Annotated in this window: 20 protein-coding genes; 7 read left to right on the forward strand and 13 right to left on the reverse strand. The window is 55.3% G+C overall.

The window, feature by feature from the left end:
* Positions 1 to 2 precede the first annotated feature (2 nt).
* Positions 3 to 1,364 (forward strand): MBL fold metallo-hydrolase, encoded by a 1,362-nt coding sequence (locus tag M0G74_RS10750; RefSeq protein WP_248216657.1) that lies wholly within the window; start codon positions 3 to 5, stop codon positions 1,362 to 1,364.
* A gap of 106 nt (positions 1,365 to 1,470) precedes the next feature.
* Here the strand turns inward: M0G74_RS10750 and M0G74_RS10755 are convergent, their stop codons facing one another.
* The 6 genes from M0G74_RS10755 to M0G74_RS10780 all read right to left on the reverse strand — a co-directional run bounded on the left by M0G74_RS10755 (position 1,471) and on the right by M0G74_RS10780 (position 9,123).
* The gene (locus tag M0G74_RS10755) at positions 1,471 to 2,427 is read right to left on the reverse strand and encodes an acetyl-CoA carboxylase carboxyltransferase subunit alpha (protein WP_160154154.1); all 957 of its coding nucleotides are present in this window, start codon (positions 2,425 to 2,427) and stop codon (positions 1,471 to 1,473) included.
* Between the two features lie 148 nt (positions 2,428 to 2,575).
* Positions 2,576 to 6,106 (reverse strand): DNA polymerase III subunit alpha, encoded by a 3,531-nt coding sequence (gene dnaE / locus M0G74_RS10760; RefSeq protein ID WP_248216660.1) that lies wholly within the window; start codon positions 6,104 to 6,106, stop codon positions 2,576 to 2,578.
* Between the two features lie 131 nt (positions 6,107 to 6,237).
* On the reverse strand, positions 6,238 to 6,549 hold the full coding sequence (locus M0G74_RS10765; protein ID WP_348983709.1) for a DUF1289 domain-containing protein: 312 nt from the start codon (positions 6,547 to 6,549) through the stop codon (positions 6,238 to 6,240).
* Entirely contained in the window at positions 6,473 to 7,024 is a 552-nt protein-coding gene (locus tag M0G74_RS10770; protein ID WP_248216663.1) for a gamma carbonic anhydrase family protein, read from the reverse strand. Before M0G74_RS10770 ends, M0G74_RS10765 begins: the two co-directional genes overlap by 77 nt.
* Positions 7,025 to 7,138: 114 nt before the next feature.
* Complete coding sequence (locus M0G74_RS10775; protein WP_248216666.1) at positions 7,139 to 7,621, reverse strand: methylated-DNA--[protein]-cysteine S-methyltransferase; 483 nt, start codon at positions 7,619 to 7,621, stop codon at positions 7,139 to 7,141.
* Positions 7,618 to 9,123 (reverse strand): DNA-3-methyladenine glycosylase 2, encoded by a 1,506-nt coding sequence (locus tag M0G74_RS10780; protein WP_248216668.1) that lies wholly within the window; start codon positions 9,121 to 9,123, stop codon positions 7,618 to 7,620. The genes M0G74_RS10775 and M0G74_RS10780 overlap by 4 nt, the downstream gene beginning before the upstream one ends.
* Positions 9,124 to 9,388: 265 nt before the next feature.
* On the opposite strand from M0G74_RS10780, the gene M0G74_RS10785 reads away from it, so the two are divergent.
* From M0G74_RS10785 to M0G74_RS10800, 4 genes are all read left to right on the forward strand, one after another.
* On the forward strand, positions 9,389 to 10,006 hold the full coding sequence (locus tag M0G74_RS10785; protein ID WP_248216670.1) for a TetR/AcrR family transcriptional regulator: 618 nt from the start codon (positions 9,389 to 9,391) through the stop codon (positions 10,004 to 10,006).
* 137 nt (positions 10,007 to 10,143) lie between these two features.
* Positions 10,144 to 13,386, forward strand: a complete 3,243-nt coding sequence (locus M0G74_RS10790) for an outer membrane lipoprotein-sorting protein (protein ID WP_248216671.1) — start codon at positions 10,144 to 10,146, stop codon at positions 13,384 to 13,386.
* Positions 13,387 to 13,445: 59 nt separating this feature from the next.
* A complete protein-coding gene (locus M0G74_RS10795; protein WP_248216674.1) occupies positions 13,446 to 14,723 on the forward strand; it encodes a DUF1302 family protein in 1,278 nt (425 codons plus the stop codon).
* A gap of 61 nt (positions 14,724 to 14,784) precedes the next feature.
* On the forward strand, positions 14,785 to 15,603 hold the full coding sequence (locus M0G74_RS10800) for an alpha/beta fold hydrolase (protein ID WP_248216675.1): 819 nt from the start codon (positions 14,785 to 14,787) through the stop codon (positions 15,601 to 15,603).
* A 93-nt stretch (positions 15,604 to 15,696) separates the two neighbouring features.
* Here the strand turns inward: M0G74_RS10800 and M0G74_RS10805 are convergent, their stop codons facing one another.
* The 5 genes from M0G74_RS10805 to M0G74_RS10825 all read right to left on the reverse strand — a co-directional run bounded on the left by M0G74_RS10805 (position 15,697) and on the right by M0G74_RS10825 (position 19,305).
* Positions 15,697 to 16,260 (reverse strand): SMI1/KNR4 family protein, encoded by a 564-nt coding sequence (locus M0G74_RS10805; RefSeq protein ID WP_160154163.1) that lies wholly within the window; start codon positions 16,258 to 16,260, stop codon positions 15,697 to 15,699.
* Positions 16,261 to 16,384: 124 nt separating this feature from the next.
* The gene (locus M0G74_RS10810; protein WP_236250409.1) at positions 16,385 to 16,603 is read right to left on the reverse strand and encodes a hypothetical protein; all 219 of its coding nucleotides are present in this window, start codon (positions 16,601 to 16,603) and stop codon (positions 16,385 to 16,387) included.
* Between the two features lie 119 nt (positions 16,604 to 16,722).
* Complete coding sequence (locus M0G74_RS10815) at positions 16,723 to 17,103, reverse strand: VOC family protein (protein WP_248216678.1); 381 nt, start codon at positions 17,101 to 17,103, stop codon at positions 16,723 to 16,725.
* Between the two features lie 245 nt (positions 17,104 to 17,348).
* Entirely contained in the window at positions 17,349 to 18,446 is a 1,098-nt protein-coding gene (locus M0G74_RS10820) for a serine hydrolase domain-containing protein (protein ID WP_248216679.1), read from the reverse strand.
* Between the two features lie 70 nt (positions 18,447 to 18,516).
* Positions 18,517 to 19,305: a hypothetical protein gene (locus tag M0G74_RS10825; protein ID WP_248216681.1), complete on the reverse strand. Its 789-nt coding sequence runs from the start codon at positions 19,303 to 19,305 to the stop codon at positions 18,517 to 18,519.
* 343 nt (positions 19,306 to 19,648) lie between these two features.
* Here M0G74_RS10825 and M0G74_RS10830 point away from each other — a divergent pair, with 343 nt between their 5' ends.
* Positions 19,649 to 20,221 (forward strand): transposase, encoded by a 573-nt coding sequence (locus tag M0G74_RS10830; protein WP_248216683.1) that lies wholly within the window; start codon positions 19,649 to 19,651, stop codon positions 20,219 to 20,221.
* Positions 20,222 to 20,236: 15 nt separating this feature from the next.
* Entirely contained in the window at positions 20,237 to 20,599 is a 363-nt protein-coding gene (locus M0G74_RS10835; protein WP_348983711.1) for a transposase, read from the forward strand.
* 43 nt (positions 20,600 to 20,642) lie between these two features.
* Here the strand turns inward: M0G74_RS10835 and M0G74_RS10840 are convergent, their stop codons facing one another.
* Positions 20,643 to 21,002, reverse strand: coding sequence for a hypothetical protein (locus tag M0G74_RS10840; RefSeq protein WP_248216691.1), 360 nt, complete (start codon positions 21,000 to 21,002; stop codon positions 20,643 to 20,645).
* 169 nt (positions 21,003 to 21,171) lie between these two features.
* Positions 21,172 to 21,279 (reverse strand): transposase, encoded by a 108-nt coding sequence (locus M0G74_RS18280; RefSeq protein ID WP_282450153.1) that lies wholly within the window; start codon positions 21,277 to 21,279, stop codon positions 21,172 to 21,174.
* Positions 21,280 to 21,287 lie beyond the last annotated feature (8 nt).

Here is a 21,287-nt window from a genome sequence, read left to right on the forward strand (position 1 = left end):
CCATGAACATCACATTTCTGGGAGGAGCGGGTACCGTTACCGGGTCGAAACACCTGGTGTCGATCGACCAGGGAAAAACCGAATTCCTGGTGGATTGCGGCCTGTTCCAGGGATACAAATGGCTGCGTGAGCGCAACTGGGAAGCCCCGATGTTCGACTACCGTCGAATCGCCGGTATCGTGCTCACCCACGCCCATCTGGATCACTCGGGTTATATACCGAGGTTGTACGCCATGGGATACCGGGGGCCGGTGTACTGCCATCACGCGACCATGGATCTGTGTTCCATCCTGCTGCCGGATGCCGGGCGCATTCAGGAAGAAGACGCCCACTACTATCACCGCCACAAACTCGGGAAGCACGCGCACCCGGAGCCGCTCTACACCGGGGAGACCGCCGAGCGCTGTCTGGAACTGTTCCAGCCCGTAGCCTTTGACCAGCCATTTCATATCGGCGGTGCACAATTACATTTTCAGCCGGCAGGCCATATCCTGGGTGCCGGGTGCGCGATCATGGATGCAGAAGGCAAGCGTGTCGGGTTTTCCGGTGATGTCGGGCGTGTGAATGACTTGATCATGTATCCACCGAGGCCGCTACCTGCGCTCGACCTGTTACTGATGGAGTCGACCTATGGCGATCGCCGCCATCCGCAGATCGACCACAAAGTGCAACTGGCCGAGATAGTGAACCGGGTCGTGGCACGCGGTGGTGTGCTGCTGATTCCCAGCTTTGCGGTGGGCCGCGCCCAGACATTGCAGTTTTTACTGCTTTCGTTAATGCGCGAGAAAAAGATCCCCAAACTTCCGATCATCCTCGACAGCCCCATGGCCATAGACGCATCGGAAATCTACTCGCGCTATCCGGAGCAACACCGCCTCAGTGCCGAGAATTGCACCTTTATGTGCGCGGGAATTCAGTACACCCGCAGTGTCGACCAATCGAAGGCACTGGAAAATATCCAATACCCCCACATCATCATCGCCGGCAGTGGTATGGCGACCGGTGGCCGTATTTTGCACCATATGAAGCGGCTATTGCCGGATCATCGGGCGGCGTTGCTGTTTACCGGGTATCAGGCGGGCGGCACCCGTGGAGCGAGGATGCTGGCCGGCTCCAGTAGCGTAAAGATCCATGGGGAATATGTACCCTGCAAGGCGCAGGTTGAAGTACTCGAGGGCTTGTCCGCCCACGCCGATTATGTGGAACTCGGCGAATGGCTACTGGGCTCGAACCTGAAAGCGGATACGCAGATCATGCTGGTGCACGGTGAACCGGATGCGGCCGATTGCCTGCGACTTTACCTGCAGGACCATACACCGTTCCAGGTGGCGGTTGCCGGCTATCGCCATATTTATAGATTGTAATTGCATTACTGGAACGGCAAAAACAACAACCCTAAAAACAACAACGGCAACCGAAGTTGCCGTTGTTGTTTTGGACTTGTGCCAATATTGCGACAGGCTACCGGTATCAGCCGGTTACATTGCCGTAACTCATCAACCGCTGGTAACGCTTCTCCAGCAAATCATCGAGCGGTGTCGCGGTGAGCTTGTCCAGTTGCTCAGACAGACGATCCCGTAAACGGGCGGCCATCAGGTCCGGATCGCGATGGGCACCACCGAGAGGCTCAGGAATCGTTTCATCCACGATACCCAGCTCTTCCAGCACGCTGGAAGTCACCCCCATGGCCTCGGCTGCCAGCGGCGCCTTTTCCACGGTCTTCCAGATAATGTTGGCGCAACCTTCCGGGGAAATCACAAAGTAGGTGGAGTACTGCAGCATGTTCAGCTGATCGCCCACGCCGATAGCCAGTGCGCCACCGGAAGAACCTTCACCAATCACGGTGCAGATGATCGGCGTACGCAGACGCGACATCACTGCCAGGTTCTTGGCAATCGCCTCGGAAATGCCGCGCTCTTCACTGTCGATACCCGGATAGGCCCCGGGAGTGTCGATCAGCGTCAGAACCGGCATTTTGAAACGCTCAGCCATTTCCATGATGCGCTGGGCCTTGCGGTAGCCCTCGGGCTTGGGCATACCGAAGTTGCGCTTCACTTTTTCATTAACGGAACGACCCTTCTCTTCGCCGATCACGGCAACCGGGCGGCCTTCGAGTCGACCGATACCAGCGATGATGGCCTGGTCGTCGCCAAAGTGACGGTCGCCGTGCAGCTCATCCCAGTCAGTGAAGATGCGCTCGATGTAATCTTTTGCGTAGGGGCGTTGCGGATGCCGCGCTACCTGAACGATCTGCCACGGCGACAGGTCGGAGTAGATGGATTCAGTGAGCTTCTCGCTCTTTTCCCGCAGGCGGGTGATCTCTTCAGCGATGTTGAGCTCGTTGTCGTCGCCCACATGCTGCAATTCCTTGATCTTGCTTTCCAGTTCCGCAATTGGCTGTTCAAACTCGAGAAAACTGAAGTTCATTTATATCGCGCCTTGATAATTCTGTGGGCCTGCCCAAAAAGTTGAAAAATGCGACCGAAAATCCCCGATCAGTCGCAAACAGGCCCGTCTACTGAAAATGGCGGCTAGCTTACCGGGATAGAACCACTCAGTCGAGTGCACACCTCACTTACTGCCGAGAAGTGTAGTTGAGCTGTACCCGCTCCCGGCCAATCACCTCCCGCAGGGACTGGATCAGCTGGTCATTTGGCTCCACTTTCCACTCATCCGCGAGACGGAAGACACCGCGGGCGTCGCTGCGCTCCACTTCGACGTGAATCGGACAATTGCCCCCCACGTAGGGACGCAGACAAGCGCTCAGACGCTGGCCCATTTTGGGCAGTGCCTGGGCACTGTCCAGCTTCAGGGTCACCCCAACCACGCTGCCACTGCGCAGATCATCCAGAGTCGACACGCTGTTGACACTCATTTTGAGGCCGCCGCTGTAGTCGTCGTGGGAAATGGAGCCCTCCAGTACCAGCAGGGAGTCCTTCACCAGTTTTTCCCGGTGCTCGCCGAACGCTTCACTGAACACCGCCGCCTCGATCCGCGCACTGCGGTCGTCCAGGCTGACAATGGCCATGGAATCGCCGCGCTTGGTTTTCATCACCCGCATACCCACCACCAGGCCGGCCACCTTCTGGTTTTCACGGCCGGGCTTCAGGTCGGCGATACGCGCTTTCACCAGGTGTTTCAGTTCTTCTTCGTACTCGTCAATGGGGTGGCCGGTCAGGTACAGACCGAGGGTATTCTTCTCCCCTTCCAACCGCTCGCGAATCCCCCAGGGGCGCGCATTGCGGAAATCTTCGTACACATCGCCATCACTGGCGGAGCGCACCACTTCGCCAAACAGGTCCATCATGCCGGCGCTGTCGTTCTTGCTCTGCTGTTCGGCGGATTTCACCGCTTCATCAAGGGCGTTGAACAACACGGCGCGGGAGTAATCCAGGCCGTCGGCACTGGAGGTGTCCGGGCCAATGCTGTCCAGGGCACCGGAGCGCACCAGGGCTTCCAGCGCACGCTTGTTCACCTTGCGCGGATCAATGCGCGAACAGAAGTCGAACAGGTCCTTGAAGGGCCCGTTTTTCTCCCGCTCACTGATGATGTTGTCGATCGGACCCTCACCCAGGCCTTTAATGGCACCGAGACCGTAGATGATGCGGTTGTCGCCATCCGCGGAGACAGGCACCGAGAACTGGTAGTTACCGAGGTTCACATCCGGCGGTACCAGGTCCAGTTTCATCGCCCGGCATTCTTCGATAAAGGTCACCACCTTGTCGGTCTTGTCCATGTCCGAAGACATGGTGGCCGCCATAAACTGCGCCGGGTAGTGTGCCTTCAGCCAGGCGGTCTGGTAGGACACCAGGGCGTAAGCCGCGGAGTGGGATTTGTTGAAGCCGTAACCGGCGAACTTCTCCACCAGGTCGAAGATCTTCATCGCCAGATCCGGGTCTACGCCCTCGGACTTGGCGCCTTCCTCGAAGGTGCTGCGCTGCTTCGCCATCTCCTCGGGCTTTTTCTTACCCATGGCCCGGCGCAGCATGTCCGCGCCACCAAGGGTATAACCCGCGAGTTCCTGGGCGATCTGCATTACCTGTTCCTGGTAAACGATAACGCCGTAGGTGGGCTCGAGAATCGGTTTCAGTTTTTCGTGCTGGTACTTGGCATCCGGATAGGCCACCTGGGCGCGGCCGTGTTTCCGGTTGATGAAGTCGTCCACCATGCCCGACTGCAGCGGGCCCGGACGGAACAGGGCCACCAGGGCGATCATGTCCTCGAGGTTGTCCGGCTGCAGGCGTTTGATCAGGTCCTTCATACCGCGGGATTCCAGCTGGAATACCGCGGTGGTCTCAGCGCGCTTGATCAGCTTGAAGGTTTCCACATCGTCCAGCGGCAGCGCTTCAATCACCAGCGGCTCTTTGCCCTCCAGTGCGCGCTGCTCATCCACCATCGCCTTGGCCCAGTCAATGATGGTCAGGGTGCGCAGGCCGAGGAAGTCGAACTTCACCAGACCCGCGTCTTCCACGTCGTTCTTGTCAAACTGGGTGACCAGACCCGCACCGGTTTCGTCACAATACAGCGGTGCAAAGTCGGTCAGTTTGGTGGGGGCGATAACCACACCACCCGCGTGCTTACCCACGTTCCGCGCCACGCCTTCCAACTGCAGCGCCATCTCCCAGATTTCCTGGCCTTCCTCGTCGTTCTCCAGGAACTCGCGCAGAATATCTTCCTGCTCGAACGCCTTCATCAGGGTCATCCCCGGATCCGGCGGAATCATTTTCGAGAGCTTGTCCGCAAGGCCGTAGGACTTGCCCTGCACCCGCGCCACGTCCCGCACCACCGCCTTCGCGGCCATGGTACCGAAGGTAATAATCTGGCTCACCGCGTTACGGCCGTAGTTGTCGGCCACGTAACTGATTACCCGGTCGCGCTTCTCCATACAGAAGTCAACGTCGAAGTCGGGCATGGATACCCGTTCCGGGTTCAGGAATCGTTCGAACAGCAGGTCGTACTGCAGCGGATCCAGGTCGGTAATTTTTTGCGAGTAGGCAATCAGCGAGCCCGCACCGGAGCCCCGCCCCGGCCCTACCGGGATATCGTGATCCTTGGCCCACTGGATAAAGTCCATCACGATCAGGAAGTAGCCCGGGAACCCCATCTGGATAACGATATCCAGCTCAAAGCGCAGGCGATCCTCGTACTCTTTCTTGCGCGCCTCATAATCCGGCGCGGATTTATCCAGGATAAATTCCAAGCGCTCGTAGAGGCCCTCGAAAGAGATTTTTTCGAAGAATTCGTTCTCCGTCATTCCCTCGGGGATCGGGAACTGGGGCAGGAAATATTTACCCAACTGAATCGGCGAGGAACAGCGGCGGGCAATTTCCACCGTGTTTTCCACGGCTTCCGGAAGATCCTTGAACAGCTCCAGCATTTCTTCCGGTGTGCGCAGATACTGCTCGGCAGAATAACGGCGCTCGCGACGGGGATCATCCAACGCCCGTCCTTCGCGGATACAAACCCGCACCTCGTGCGCTTCAAACTCACTGTCTTCCAGGAAGCGCACATCGTTGGTGGCCACCACCGGCAGGTTCAGTTTGCCGGCAAGATTCACCGCCGCGTGCAGGTACTCTTCATCCCCGGGGCGACCGGTACGCTGCAATTCCAGGTAATAACGATTCGGGAAAATCCGCTCCCACTCCTGGGCCAGGGTTTCCGCCTGCGCATTGCGCCCGGCGATCAGTGCCCGCCCGACGTCACCGTACTTGGCACCGGACAGCATCAGAACACCTTCCGATGCCTCCTCAATCCAGGACCGCTCGACAAACGCATGACCGTGGTACTGCCCTTCCATCCAGGCGCGGGAAATCAGCTCGGTAATATTGCGATAACCCACCTCGTTCATCGCGTAGAGGGTCAGCAGCGTCGGGTGCTCTTCGCCCCCTTCCCTCAACCAGAAATCGGCACCGGTGATCGGTTTGATACCCGCGCCCATACACGCGCGGTAGAACTTTACCTGGGCGTAGAAGTTGGTCTGGTCGGTAATGGAGACCGCCGGCATTTCCAGCTCGGCAACGCGGCCAATCAACGGCTTTATCCGCACCAGGCCGTCAATCAGGGAATATTCGGAGTGAATTCTTAAATGTACGAAAGGTTGGGTCATATTCTGTTCTATTTAATTTGGCCCGGAGCTATTTGCAGTTATTTGGATTCGAGTTTTGATCCGGGTACCCAATAATTTCTAGCGAAGTAATACGGTCGATACGCAGGTGGAGCACCGCCACAAAAACAAGTTCAGTCAGACCACCAGACCCGCCGCAATTTCACCGCGCGGTCCTGGCAATTCTGCAGGACCTGCTTCTTTTCAGCATTAGACATCCGCCCCCACTGACTGATCTCAGTCCCGGTGCGAAAGCAGCCCTCGCAAATATCCTCGCGATTCAACGCACACACCGACACACAGGGGGATTTCACAGGGAATTCAAAGGCAGGATCGGGTTCCTGATGTTTCACCCGACTCCAATCGCTCTCAGTCATCGCGCTCGCTACCGTTAACACCGTCAACCGGCACCAGCTCTTCCGAAAACCGCTTGCCATTGGCCACATAGATATCGCTGCTCGCCTTCAGCAGCTCAAAGGTCGATTCGTCCAGCGTTTTCACCACCTTGCCCGGGCTGCCCAGCACCAGGGAATAGTCCGGGATCTGTGCATTTTCCGTCACCAGCGCATTGGCACCAATGATGCAGCACTTACCTACTTTGGCTCCGTTCAGCACTACCGCATTCATGCCCACCAGCGAGTAATCGCCAATCTGGCATCCATGCAGGGTCACCTTGTGCCCCACGGTCACACCCGTGCCCACCGTCAGCGGCAGACCCGGATCCGTATGCAGCACTGAGCCGTCCTGGATATTCGACCGCTCACCGATGGTGATCCGGTCGTTGTCGCCCCGGATCACCACGTTGAACCACACAGAGCTGTGGGACTGCATCAGCACATTGCCCACTACCCGGGCGCCCGGCGCCACATAGTGCCCCTCGCCTTCCAGTTGTGGCTGTTTATCGCCCAATCTGTACAGCATTCGGCCTCCGCTCAGGATCTTGGATGGGTGGAAATCAGCCGGGCATTATCCCGCCCAAGGCCCCCGATTGCCACCCCGGATCCCCTGCGAAAACGACCTGACCGGGCAGACAGATCAGCCGATCAGAGCCCCCTCCAACACCAGCAACCGGGCTTTCATCTCCAGTCCGCCGGCATAACCGGTCAGGGTACCGTCCGCGCCAATCACCCGATGGCAGGGAACCACAATAGACAGCGGATTGGCCCCATTGGCCCGCGCCACCGCGCGCACCGCTTTCGGGTTGCCAATCGCCTCCGCCAGCTCCCGGTAACTGCGGGTCTCGCCGTAGGGGATTGCACACAGGGCCCGCCATACGGACTGCTGGAAAGGCGTTCCCGCCGCGTCCAGTGGCAGATCAAAGGACTGCCGTTCACCGGCAAAGTAGGCTGCCAACTGATCTGAAGCAGCATCGGTCAGATGGTTGGCACCCCGCTGCCAATCCGCCTTCACCACCAGTGGCCGCTTTCCCACCTGCAGGTCGATCCCCACCAATCCGGTATCGCTTGCGGCGATACCCAGCTCGCCAAAAATACTGGGATAGATTTCATACCGAATCATGTTGACGATCTCTTTTCTGTATTCAATTTGAGTGACTGCCACAGCAGCAGTGCGGCATAGGCCCGCCAGGGGCGCCAGGATTCGGCGCGGGTAAGTGCCTGCTTTGGTGTCGCCTTGCGCTCGCTGTCGCCGAGGGCAATCAGAATCCCCAGGTCCGATGCGGGAAAGGCGTCGGGCATCGATAGGCCCCGCATCGCAGTGTAATGGGCGGTCCAGTCACCAATGCCCGGCAGCGCCGTCATCTGAGCACAGAACCTTTCCAGATCCGGCTCATCGAAATCGACCTCACCGTTCAGGGTGGCCGCGACCAAAGTTCGCAATGTCTGCGCGCGGGTGCGGGTCACACCGATATCGGAGAAATCGGCATCGCGGAGCTGTTCTGCGGTGGGAAATAGCAGTAACTGTCCGTCCGGCCCAGGGAAGTAGTCGCCATACCGGCTGGCCACACGCCCGGCAATGGTGGTGGCTGCCGCAACCGAAATCTGCTGACCGAGAATGGCGCGCAGCGTGTATTCGAAAGGATCCCAGGCCCCCGGCAGGCGCACGCCGGGGCTTTTTTCCAGAACGCTTTTCAGCAATGGATCCATCTGCAGGTGCCCGCGAATTTCATCGCTGTCGGCGTCCAGGTCAAACAGTCGCCGCAGCTTTTCCCGCAGCGGATAGAGCACCGCACCGCAACCCTCGCCAAATACACGGACGCGCAAGCGCCCCTTGTCCGGCTCGTGGGCTACCCGCAAAAAACCGCGCTGGCCGAGCAACTGGAAACTGCGCTGGTACTCGCCCTGCTCCGGGTCATCCGCGGCAATCACCTGTTCCACCCCCGGCAGGGTGCGCGCCGCAAAAAACGCCAGTAATGCGGGCCAATCAAACGGGGGGCGATAGCTCAGGTACATGGTCACCTGGGCCGGGCTGCCCGCCTGCCAGCTTTGGCTGCGCTTTTCAGGGTGCTCTTCCCGACGTACTTCCGAGGGGGTGCGCCGATAAATCTCGCGGAAAACACCATTGAAACGGCGCAGACTGTTGAACCCCGCAGCAAAGGCGATATCACCAATGGGCAGGCTGGTATCCCGCAGCAGGCTGAACGCAAACAGGGCGCGCTCGGTTTGCCACACCTGCAGCGGACTGAGACCAATGTGTTCGGCAAAGAGTTTGCGCAGGTAGCGACTGCTAATACCCAAACGATCGGCCAGCTGCTCTATGGACTGAGCCTCCCGTTCCCGCCGCATCAAATTCAGGGCGCGCTGCACCGTGGTCGACACCAGTCCCCAGGCAGGGCTGCCAGGAGCGGCATCCGGGCGGCAGCGCAAACAGGGACGGTAACCCGCGGCAGCGGCTTCCGCTGCAGTGGCGAAGTACTCCACGTTCTTTTCCAGCGGCGGGCGCGCGGGACAGATGGGACGGCAGAAAATACCCGTGGTCTTCACCGCGGTATAGAAGCGGCCATCAAATCGCTTGTCGCGGGCGAGCCGGGCGGTGTGGCAAAGTTCAGGGTCCGGTTGCACAGTCAGTTCACTGGTTGAATACGTGGGTACCAGTGTATGGGGAGGGGATGATTGAGACTAGTCAGATTCGGAACTGACTAGCAGGCAACAATCCTGCGGTAATCCGGGCAGCATTCCGGGCAGCATTTCGGGCTCCTTGCCGGGGCTGTGGCAGCCACCAGATTCAGCGCCTTTCCCGCCAAAAAACCGGAGTGCTTGACACCGATGTGCAATTGCCCCAACCTAAACCTACCTTTCGGTAGGTAGACAACGCATTCGGTGCCCTATGACGAACACGCCAACCTCCAAGCTCGACACCCGTGAGCAGCTACTCGACAGCGCGCAATTGCTGATTCAGCAGGCTTCCTACGACGGTTTCAGTTTCCGCGATCTGGCGGAACAAGTGGGTATCCGCAAGCCGAGTATTTACCATCACTTCCCGTCCAAAGAGGCGCTGGCCGTTGCCATGTTAGAGCGAGCTCGGGAGGGAATTGTGCGCTGGTCGCAGTCGAAGGCGGGGTTGGCACCGGTAAAGCGACTCGAGGCCTACTGCTTCGATTTCTATCTCGGCTGGCTGGGCGCCGGTACCCGGCTCTGCCCCGCCGGCGCCTTCTCGTCCAGCTGGGGCAGCCTGCCGGATAGCTTGCAGCGGGCGGTCAAAGCGGTCTTTCACGCGCAGCACCAGTTTCTCGAATCGGCGTTTGAAGCCGGGATTGCCGACGGCAGCATCGATAGCCAGCACGGCTCGGCTTCTGACCTGGCGGAGTGGCTGATAGCCGCGGTGCAAGGCGCGCTGGTTACCGCCCGTATCAACCTGCCGTCGGAATCCGGCAGTAAAAAGTCTGCCGAGGCCACCTTTACCCGGATTTGCCAACAGACGCTGGGGTACCTTCGCCAGCAGTAGGTACAAACGACAGGTACAAACAACAGGTACAAACAACAGGCACGAAAATTTGACGCCGAGGGCGCAGTGATCACTGCGCTTTTTTTCACCCCGCAAGACTAACGATCGGTAGGTAGGGAATAAACAGAGGAAAGTTAATGAAAACGGATAATCCAGGGCACACAGAGACGACCACCACCGCATACCGCTTCTTTTGGGGGCTACTGCGCTGGCGCTGGCTGGTCATAATTGGCTGCTTTGTGGCAATCGGCCTTGTGGGGCGCTATTTACCCACCATGACCAAGGACACAACCCCGGAGGCCTTCGTCCCCAGGGACAGTCCGGCTCTCGCCTATCGCGACCACGTGGAGGCGGTGTTCGGGCTCAAGGACCCGATGGTAATTGCGGTCACGTCCAGCGGAAAAAACGGAATCTACACCCCGGGCGCCCTGCAACTGGTTGAGCACCTCACCCAAGCACTTACCACCATCGAAGGTATCGACCCCGATGGGATTACCAGCCTGGCCACGGAAAAAGATATTCGCGGTGTCCGCGATGGAATGCTGGTGGAATCATTCTGGGAAGTGCCTCCGCAAACAATGGCGGAGGCTAAGTCCGTCCGGGAGCGGGTGGAAAACTTTCCGCTGATGCTCGGCACCCTCGCCGCCCGCGATGGCAGCAGCACACTGCTAATTGCAGAAACCCTGCCGGAAGCAAATGACGAGCAGGTGTACCACGCATTGCTCGCATTAGCCGGGCAGATAACCGCCGAGGGCCAGCAGCAAGGCTGGCTAGGGGATGACCTACAACTTCACGTCGCCGGCCAGGGTGCGGTATCCGGCTACCTGTCCGCCTACATCGCCGCAGATGCCAGCCGGCTGAACCCGATTGCCGCGCTGATTATCACCGCGGTCCTGTTGCTGGCGTTCCGGACGGTTGCCGGCACCCTGCTTCCAAACCTGGTGGTATTCGGCACCGTCGCGGTGGGACTTGGCAGCATGGCGGCAGCGGGCGTACCCATGTATGTCATCACCAACTCGCTGCCAGTGATACTGATCGGAATCGCGGTATGCGATTCAATCCATATCTTTACCCAGTACTACGAGGAGCTGACGAACAATCCGCAGCTTTCCGGGCAACAGGCGGTAGCGCGCGCGATGAGTGCCATGTGGCGACCGGTCACCCTGACCACACTCACCACGGTCGCGGGCTTTGTCGGCTTATCGCTGGCAGCATCCCTGCCCCCCATGCAGTCCTACGGCATTTTCGCCGCCGTCGGGATTCTCGCCGCCTGGGCCTGGACCCTGCTGCTATTGCCGGCACTGTTGTCGCTGTTCAAGCCGCGAATAAAGACCACCGTAAAAAACGCAGCAAAAAATGCCCGGGGTGGTATCACCACAGCCATCATGGCGGCATGCGGGGGCATTGTCGCCCGCTACCCGGTGCATATATTACTGTGCACCGGGCTACTGCTGATGATCGCAATCGGCGGCGCCAGCCGCATCGAGTTCAATGACCAGCGCATACACAGCTTTCAGGAGCAGGAGCCCCTGCGTATCGCCGATGGGATCATCAACCAGCACTTCGACGGCACCTATTATCTGGATGTTGCCATCGAAACACCGCAGCCAGAGGATCTGTTCCAACCGGACAAACTACGCAAAATCGAAGCACTGCAATACTGGATGGAACAGCACGGCGGTCTTCAAAATACCACTTCCATCGTCGACCACATCAAGCAGATGCACCAGGCATTGCACGAGGGCAACCCGGCCTATTACGCAATTCCAGATGACTCCGCACTGATTGCCCAGTACTTCCTGCTGTACAGCGCTTCAGGCGAGCCGGATGACTTCGAACAGGAGATTGATTACGACTACCGCCAGGCCCATGTACGCGGTCAACTCAAGGCAGACAATTTCCAGGATGTGGAACCCATCGTTCTGGGCCTCAAGCAATATCTCAAAGAAGAGTTCGATGCACCGGGCATCCGCGGCAATACGACCGGCGCCATCGATCTCAGTTACTCCTGGCTGAAACCACTGGCTGGCAATACCGCCGCTGGTATGGCGCTCGCACTGATACTGGTTCTGGTTTCCTCCACCGTATTTTTTCGCTCACTGATACTCGGGATGATTGCCACCCTGCCCGTGGCCTTCTCCGTGTTGATGGTCTTCGCAATCATGGGCTATGCCGGTATCTGGATCGGCATCGGTACCTCGATGTTTGCGGCCATTGCTATTGGTCTGGGCGTGGACTTTGCCATTCATACCATCGACCGCCTGCGCACACTGATCCGCGATCAACAAATGGATTACCCAGAGGCGGTAGCCATTCTCTTCCCGAGCACGGGCCGCGCGCTGCTGTTCAACCTGCTGGCACTGGCGCTGGGCTTCGGTGTACTGATGACGTCCAAGGTGCCACCACTGCAGGACTTCGGATTGCTGGTCGCCATTGCGGTATTCACCAGTTTCGTGATCAGCATGACCAGTATGACAGCGCTGATTGGTGTACTGCGTCCCCGCGCCCTGTTTGGCCAACGGGATGAGCCGGCGTCGAAGCTGTCGACACCAAAGCTCCAACAGGGATTCGCGACCATCGGCGTATTGCAAATACTGACCGGGATTACGCTGCTCATTCTCGCCATTACCGCATTCGCAGACGATCACAATACTGGCCAGACAATAATGCAAGCAGTGGATGCGCGACCGGAAGGCATTACACAGCGGGCCAACCTGACCCTTACGCTGACCGACCGCCGGGGGCGAAAGCGGATTCAGCAGACCATTGTGCAGCGCAAATACTACGGCGCTGACAAGCGGCAAGTGCTCTATTACCTGGAGCCAACCAACGTGCGCGACACCGCCTTCCTCACTTACGATTACGCAGACCCCAACACCGAGGACGAGCAGTGGCTGTATTTACCCGCGCTGCGCAAGACACGACGAATCTCGGCTTCAGACCGCGGTGACTACTTCCTCGGAACCGACCTGACTTACGAGGAAATGAAACGCCAGAACAAAATCTCTCTGCAGGACTGGCGTTTTACCCGCATCGAAGAATCGTTAGTGGATGGCATCAACACCATTGTCGTCGAAGGTACTCCGGTCAATGAACAAGTGGCCGAGGAACTGGGCTACGGGCGCGCACGCTGGTATGTGGACCCGGCCACCCACACCATTCGCCGCTCTGAAAACTTCGATGTTCAGGGCAACCCGCTGAAAACCGCGATATTTACCGATGTGCGCAAAATCGACGACATCTGGACAGTGCACGAAATCACCGTGGACAACCACAAGACCGGCCACCAGACCCATTTGCTGATCAGCGACGTTGCCTACGATACCCCCCTCGACGATGAGCGTTTTGAAGAGCGCACTTTGCGCCGGGGCGTGCGGTAATGCGTTCCATTACACAAGGAGCATATCGGCCGCTTGCGGGCGTAATCTCTCTGGCTTTAGTGAGTTCGAGCTGTGCCGCCTCGGTACGCATCGGCGGCATTATAAGTGCGGAACACGCGGTACAGACCACCGATGGTACGCCCCAGAAAAGTGAACTCGTCATACTCCCACAACTGGAATGGCGCAGCGCCAATGGCATCGACGTCACCGCCATTGGCCGCATTCGTGCCGATGGCCAAAACCATCTCGAACCCGGTGAGCCGGATCAGGCGGCGGTCAACGCCTGGTCACGCAGGGCATTTCTCGGTGCGCATACCGAAGTAGAGCTGCGGGAATTTTACCTTGAGGCTTACCCGTTTGGCACTTACCTCAAACTGGGAAAGCAACAGATTGTCTGGGGGCAGACCGACGGTCTGAAAGTGCTCGACAGAGTCAATCCACAGCGCTACCGCGAGTTTATTCTGGAAGATTTTGAATCCTCCCGTATTCCCCTTTGGGCGGCCAAATGGGAATTTTCGTTGGATACCATTTTAAACAAAGACTGGGACGGTCAATTAATCCTGATACCCGACCAGACCTATCACGAAGTGCCGGCTGCCGGCGCCAGCTACGCCCCCACGTCGCCGGAACTTATGGTAACTCCGCCAGCTGGCACCGTGATTACCGGTTACACGTTTGAAAAACCCGGCCGGGTTCTGGCCGATGCCGACGCCGGCCTGCAACTTTCCAGCCGCCTGCACGGCTGGGATCTTACGGTGAACTATCTCTACCACTATGCGGACACACCGGTCATGCGTTTGTATCAGGAAAATGGTGGAATGCGAATTCACGGGTCTTACGAGCGCACCCACACTATCGGTGGTTCCGCTTCGAACGCCTTTGGCGATTTTACCCTACGCTCGGAAATGGGCTACACCACAGACCGCCATAGTCAAACCAATACCCTGACTGAAAACAACGGCGTTGTTCGTGGCGGTGAATTGAGCTACGCACTTGGCGTGGACTGGATGGGACTCAGCGACACCCTGGTTTCGGCACAACTGATTCAAAGCTGGTTTGACCGCAAAGGAGTGAGCGCAACGCGGGACACCATCGAAACCGACGCCACGCTGTTAATAGAGCGCACCTTTCTCAATGAAGTACTGACCTTGCGCAACCTGCTGATACACGACATCGATAGCGGTGATGGCCTGCTGTCAGCTGAACTGACTTACGACTATCTCGCCAATCTCGAATTGCGTATAGAGGCAAATATGTTTTACGGAAGCCAGTACGGCCGATATGGCCAGTTCGATGCCCGCGATCGCCTGCTGGTAGGCTTCGAGTATGGATTTTAGCAATCGCTTTTAAGATTGAATTTTCAACAAACGTTTTCAGAGAGCAACTAAGGATATGTCTGTGCTATACAAAATCCTGCCCGTACTGATTGGGAGTGCCAGCTATATCGCCCCGCGCACCATCGGCCAATGGGCCGCGAAACAAATTCAGGTCCCCCGCAGAAAGTACAAAAGCCAAAATCGGCTTCCGCAAGCGGATGATACCTGGCAACTGGAACAGGGCTGCGTTCGACGTTGGGGTTCGAAAGCTGAACCCGTAGTACTACTGATCCACGGCTGGGAGGGGCACCACAGCCAGCTGCACAGTATCGCTAGCGCACTGCGGGACAACGGCTACGCCGTAGTGATAGTCGAGCCACCGGCACACGGGGACGGCGCTGGCGAGCGCGCGTCGCCGCAACACTTTGCCGATATATTGAACGCAGCCGCCGATATTGTCGGCCCGATCGAACTGTTGCTGGGTCACTCCATGGGTGGGTTAGCGGCTACCTTGGCGATAAGTCAGGGATTGAAAACCTCACACCTGGTCACCATTTCAGCCCCGGCAGACGCCGCATCCACAATCAATGGCGTCTCGGACTGGCTTCGCCTGTCAAAACCCGCGCGGCAGAATATGCACGATTGCATCGAAGAATTTGCCGGTATACCCATCGCCCAAGTTGACACAAACGCAACATTAGCCAACTACAATGGCCAACACTTAATTCTGCATGACCGAAATGATCGAAAAATACCCGTAGAACACGCTATGAAGATCAGGAACAGTAACCCCAGTGCGGTTCTAGTCCTCACTGCTGGACTGGGACACACGCGTTTACTCGACGATTATGATTTATGTATACAGATACTGAACTTTACCGAAAACAGACTGTGTGAATAAAGTTGCAAACACGAAAGATGTTGCCTGCTCCGAAAATGACTACCGGCCCGGCGCAGTAGCGCCGAGGCCCCGCCTTAGCTTAGACTTTAGATCTTAGATATCTTCGACGCTTACGACCCCGTCGTAATCCGCGCAATATACGTACTTTCCTTGCAGGACATCATCAACGTAGCCTGAAAACCAAGCTTTAAAACTGTTACTTTTTACCTCGCGTTCTCCGTCGTCGTGCCACATGGTAATAACCTGCCCAAGTGAACCTGTACCGGAGGGGTCTAAATCAAGACAAAGATGATCTCCAGCTCCGTTGTAGGTAAACGGAATCCATTTCTGATTCCACCAGTCTGCCTTAACACCGTTAGCTCTCTCCTCGTCATAGCCCTCAAATTCTCCGCTGTCAAGCAGATCCTTCCAGCATCTCCATTCATCGAGAATCCGTGTTGACGACAGCAATTCGGTCGCATCAATAATTCCGCCCGCATTACCAGCCTGACCATTATGGACTTTGAGGAAATCAATAAAATCCTGAGCAAGCTGGACATCCAGTGTTGACTGGAGATTTTCAAGCTCCTCATCCGTTATCGGCGGGTTAAGGTCTCTGAACCCGCTCTCAAAGTTAGCTGACAACCATTTTTCGTATTTGTCCCATAGTTCTTTCATACTTATCCACAATCTTATGCAGCTAAATTCAAATGTTTTACGCAGTAATCCCCGCGCCGGAAACTCGAAGTACCACAGCATACTATTTGCACGCTGTACACGCGGCTCACTATACAATCAACTACTACTCAGGAAGATCATTACACAACTTACAGGCAACCCGTTTCTTGTAGTTTCTTATACGAACAACCAGGAAAATAGTTGAGCTGGTCAAAGCCCAAAGCACACCAAACTCCAGAGCGTATTCTAGCTCTCTACCTTTTAGATATTGGACACCAGAAAATAGCACGAAGAGCGCCAAAATCATCATGATGTATTGAAAAATCCATTTCTTAATTGGCATTACTATACCTGTAATTTTTGTGGGTAACTCGGAAGGCTAACACCGCCAGCACGCGCGGCTTTGTAGTGAAGGCGAAGCCGCAATGAAAAAGACGTCGCCGTGCCGGACCGTGTATGGCATTATACTCCAGCTGGAGGCTCCCAAAGCTCAATCTTATTTCCCTCAGGATCTATTACCCAACCAAATTTGCCAAATTCTGATTCTTCGGTTTTTTCTAGAACATTACAACCTTCAGCGCGAAGTGCGGCTAATAACCCGCTTAAGTTGGCGACCCGATAATTAACCATAAAAGGAGACTCGCTAGGTGCAAAATTTTCACCATTTCCAATCATCCAAGCTGTTGTACCAGCGTAAGGCTTTCCTTCGCCATCTACCCACTTAAAGGATGTTCCCCCCCAAACTTGAACATCTATTTCAAGATGTTTTTTGTACCAATTCTGCAGCATATTTGGATCTTTGGCCTTTATGAAAATACCACCTATTCCTGTTATCCGAGTCATGTTTTCACTCCCAGCTTGAATTTACTTGATCGTCGATTTTTCAGATGAATCTTTTGCATTTGAAAGAGCTGAAACAATACATATTGATATTGCACAAAGAAAAATTTTACATTTCATTGAACCCTCCTTCAGAAGGCTGCGATGTACTTGTTGATTGCCTAACGACTCCGGCATCAGCGGCAGCACAACGCGCCGTCCGTTGCATGCCGTGGTTAGACAGCGCAAGTGGGCCACACAAGGTCCGGTTAGTCATCAACGAACGTCTGAAGAAACGCCTGGGCGAATTCGGAACGCTGGACCTCTGCTCGGTCAAGTGGGTTGTCCCACCAGACACCTTCACTATTCGCGAGCACAATGAAGGTGAGGTCCAGGGATGGGATCTTCAAATACAGCGCGGAGTAAGCGTCCTCCCACCATCCCGAGTGCCAAACGAGGGTGTGCCCCCGGTATTCCTGCACAAACCAACCAAGGCCGTACGGAAGCACCTCACCGTTGCTCGATCGCATCGGGGCTAACATTGCAGCCCGTGACCCTGCCGATATCAGCACCCCCTGATCTAGTGCGACGTCGAACTTGGCAAGAGCGAGGACCGTCGTGATTACGCCGCCCGCGGCGCCGTCTCCCTGGGGTGGCGGCGCTGGGGCACGTTCGACTGCCCCGGAGGCCCCGACTCGGTATGGCGGGGCCAGGAGCTTTGCCAAATCCTCACGCAGGGGCAAATCCCGATTAATCCGGGCCGATCGTGTCATACCAGCAGGCGCGAATACATACTGCTCGACGAGGGCCGAGAAGGATGTATCAGCGGCTGCCATGATGGGCCGCGACGCCCAGGAGTACAGCACGGGGTTGTAGGAGAACTGGTCGCCGAGCGTCCCTGTAGCGGTATGAGAGAGCAAGTGCCGAAGCGTGTGGTTCGGGGGCTGGCAGCGGAGGCCTCTGGCAAATATCGACGGTTGCTGACTGAACTCGGTGCAGAAGTCTGCCCATTCGCTGTAGTCCACAATCGGTCGATCGAGGTCAAGTACTCCCTCCTCGACGAGCCGGAGGGCAACGACAGCGGAGATCGGCTTCGCGACCGAGGCGATGTTGTACGGGGTTTCGGCAGTAGCAGGAATATGGTGTTCGATGTCAGCGTAGCCCAAGCCCAACGCGAGAGCGATCGTTTGACCCTTCACAACGGCTACGGACAATCCCGGGATGTTGGCAGCTTGCCGGAGGGAATCAAGGCGTTCGACGAAGGCGGGAATATCTTGTGATGTAGCGTTCCTAGGACCTTGATACTGCTCAGCCGACACGCCCGTGCATGCCGTCATTACAAGGAGGAAGAGCATTAAGTCTTTCAATGGTTTCACCTGTCCGCGCCGGTATAACCCCGCAATCAGCCGCGGCTTAATTTTTTAAACGTATCGAGGCTTAAATATCCCGCAGGCTCACTAAATGCGCATCTGTTGATGCATCCCCCGACTTTTTCGCTTCAGCGATTTTTGCACGAAGACTAGTGAGTGCTTCTTTAAAATCAGAATTTTCTTCTGCACTAGGATTATTTTGTAGCAAAATTTTTAGCGCATTGCTAGCTACTACAAATTTACCTTGCATCGCGTAACAACGGGACATAACTAGCATCGAGCCAAGATCACCAAAAGTAGATTCATCTAAGGTAGCTGCTTGATCTATAGAAGATACCGCATTGTCACACTGGCCAAGCGCGTAGTAAGAAACCGCTGCAGCTTGATATGATTTAGAATTCGGAGCAACTTTGACCGAATTGATAAAACTATTTATTGCCTCACTAAATTTCCGCTGAGAATTTAGCAACGTGCCCTTGTAGTAATGAATGGAAGCACCTCCATTATGACTCGCCAAATACTTATCTAAAATTTCGATTGCTTCTTTGTTTGTAGCACTAACGGAATAGATCTTGGCTCTAAGAAGGACTACGTGCTCTTCCAGCTCTCCCCAGTCGCTGGTATTTTCTAAGATTGATAGCGCACCTTGAAGATCACGATTTGAAGCTAGCAGTACAGATTTCTTATATTTGTACGACGCACTATTGGTACATGACCTCAACTCATCTAATTGATGAAGCTTCTCCGTTGCCGAAAATCCGGATTCAGAAATTTTTCTTACTAATTCTTTACAATCTTCTTGTGCGATCGTTTTTGACGCCAAAAACAATGAAACTAGTAAAGCTATGTATTTCACACTTACTCCTTATTGTATGTAATTGCCTTCCGGCTAATGACGCTTAACGCCGCGCTCAGGGGCGGCTTACTTTGGGCGCTTGATTGCGCGAAAATGGGAGCGAAGCGACCGCGCAATAAAGTGCACAAAGTAAGCCGCCGCCTTGCAGCGCCTTGTATGGCCTAATTCCCCAAATATTCGGTAAGGTAAGACCCGTAACTTACCGTCATAAGTTACCGGCCTGGCAGTCCGATGAGCGATTGGTCAAAAGACCGTTAACAAGCGTGGGCGCCAGGCCCACCCGATTTGCAAACCCTAACAGTCGAATGGGCCTCGAGCCCGAATTTAGCAAGGAAGAGTCATCATGACAAACCAAAAGCTAACGAAGTCCAGGGTTAATGTCGGTGTCGATGTTGGAAAGTGGAGTTTGGATATCTGCATCCACGAGAAGGAGCTGGTATGGCAGGTGGAGAACACGCCAGAAGGCATCCGATCGCTAATGAATCGTCTTTCACGATATCGCGTTGAACGAATCGTTATGGAAGCGACCGGCAGATATGAATTCGCGCTGGCGGAAGCGGCCTATGATAAGGGCTTGTCGGTATGTATAGCTAAGCCCACTTCTGTCAGGAAGTATGCTGGCGCTATAGAGCAATTCGCGAAGACGGATCGCATTGACGCTCAGGTAATTGCGGAATATGCGGCGGTAATCAAGCCTCGCGTGACGCCTGAAAGAAGTAAGAATCTTATAGCTATCAAAGACTTACTCGCCAAGCGTCGTCAAATACTGAGTCTTCGGACTCAAGAAATCAATCGTCGACACATTATGGACGGTGGGATCAAGCGCTCCTGTCGTCGACAGATAAAGTGCTTTGATGCTGAGGTTGCCTGGGTCGAAAAGAGGCTTGAGAAGCTTGTAGAAACAGAATCCGAATGATCAGAGAAGCGAGAGATTCTAGAGTCAGCACCTGGTGTTGGGAAAGCGCTTGCGTTCACCCTGTTAGCCGATATGCCAGAACTTGGCAGCCTGACGAACAAGCAGGCCTCTGCGCTCGTCGGGGTGGCACCGATCAATCGTGATAGCGGAAAGATGCGCGGGAAGCGACGGATTCAGGGAGGACGAGACTCGGTCCGCACAACGCTTTATATGGCGACACTGAGTGCAACTCAATGCGACCCTGCGATCAAGGCTTTCTACAAAAATCTCGTAGCCCAAGGGAAGCACAAGAAAGTTGCTTTGACCGCCTGTATGCGAAAATTTATTACTATCCTGAATGCGATGATTCGAGAAAAACAAGCGTGGTGTTCAACTTAAATTTGGGGTGGTTGACACCACAGTCGCTTGTTAGGCGGACCCACTAGATGATCCAAGTTTCCGGTTCGCCCTCTATACTGATTTGCATACTTTCGAACTGATCGCTGTTATCTACAAGATGCATCTCTAAACTATTTTCAAAGAAAATAATTATTTTTTCATCACTGGCAATTAAAGCCTTAGTTACCGGAACGTTAAAAATTTCGATGAATCCACTTTCTGGCCACGTACCCTCTTTCCATGTAGCGACTAAATCACCACCCCTAAGCAATGTAATCGGCGATTCGACAGTAAAATGAACCTTTCCTAAGCTAAACTGGAAATCGTACTTACCTATACATATTTGTGTCGTGAACTCACCAATCGCTTTAGATAAATCCAATTCTTTTGGTATGCAATACATGATCTTCGCCTAACGAGCCTGTAGAAAAACGATATTCATCACTACTCTCGTCCAGCTCTTTTCAATTGACTATTACCTGGCCAAGATTTAACCACAAACCTTTAACATAATCACGCTTGTGCGCAGTATTTGGGAAATTGGCCACCGCACGTGTGGACAACTCTGTTAATCAGTGGATAGCTCCGTAATTCATCAACTTCTCAATGTTATGCACCAAACAGAACATTTGCCACTGCCCCTGCACTTTACGTTTGCCACGCAGCGAGAAGCGATTCAATCGCTTGT

Source organism: Microbulbifer sp. CAU 1566, assembly GCF_023156515.1.
Classification (GTDB): domain Bacteria; phylum Pseudomonadota; class Gammaproteobacteria; order Pseudomonadales; family Cellvibrionaceae; genus Microbulbifer.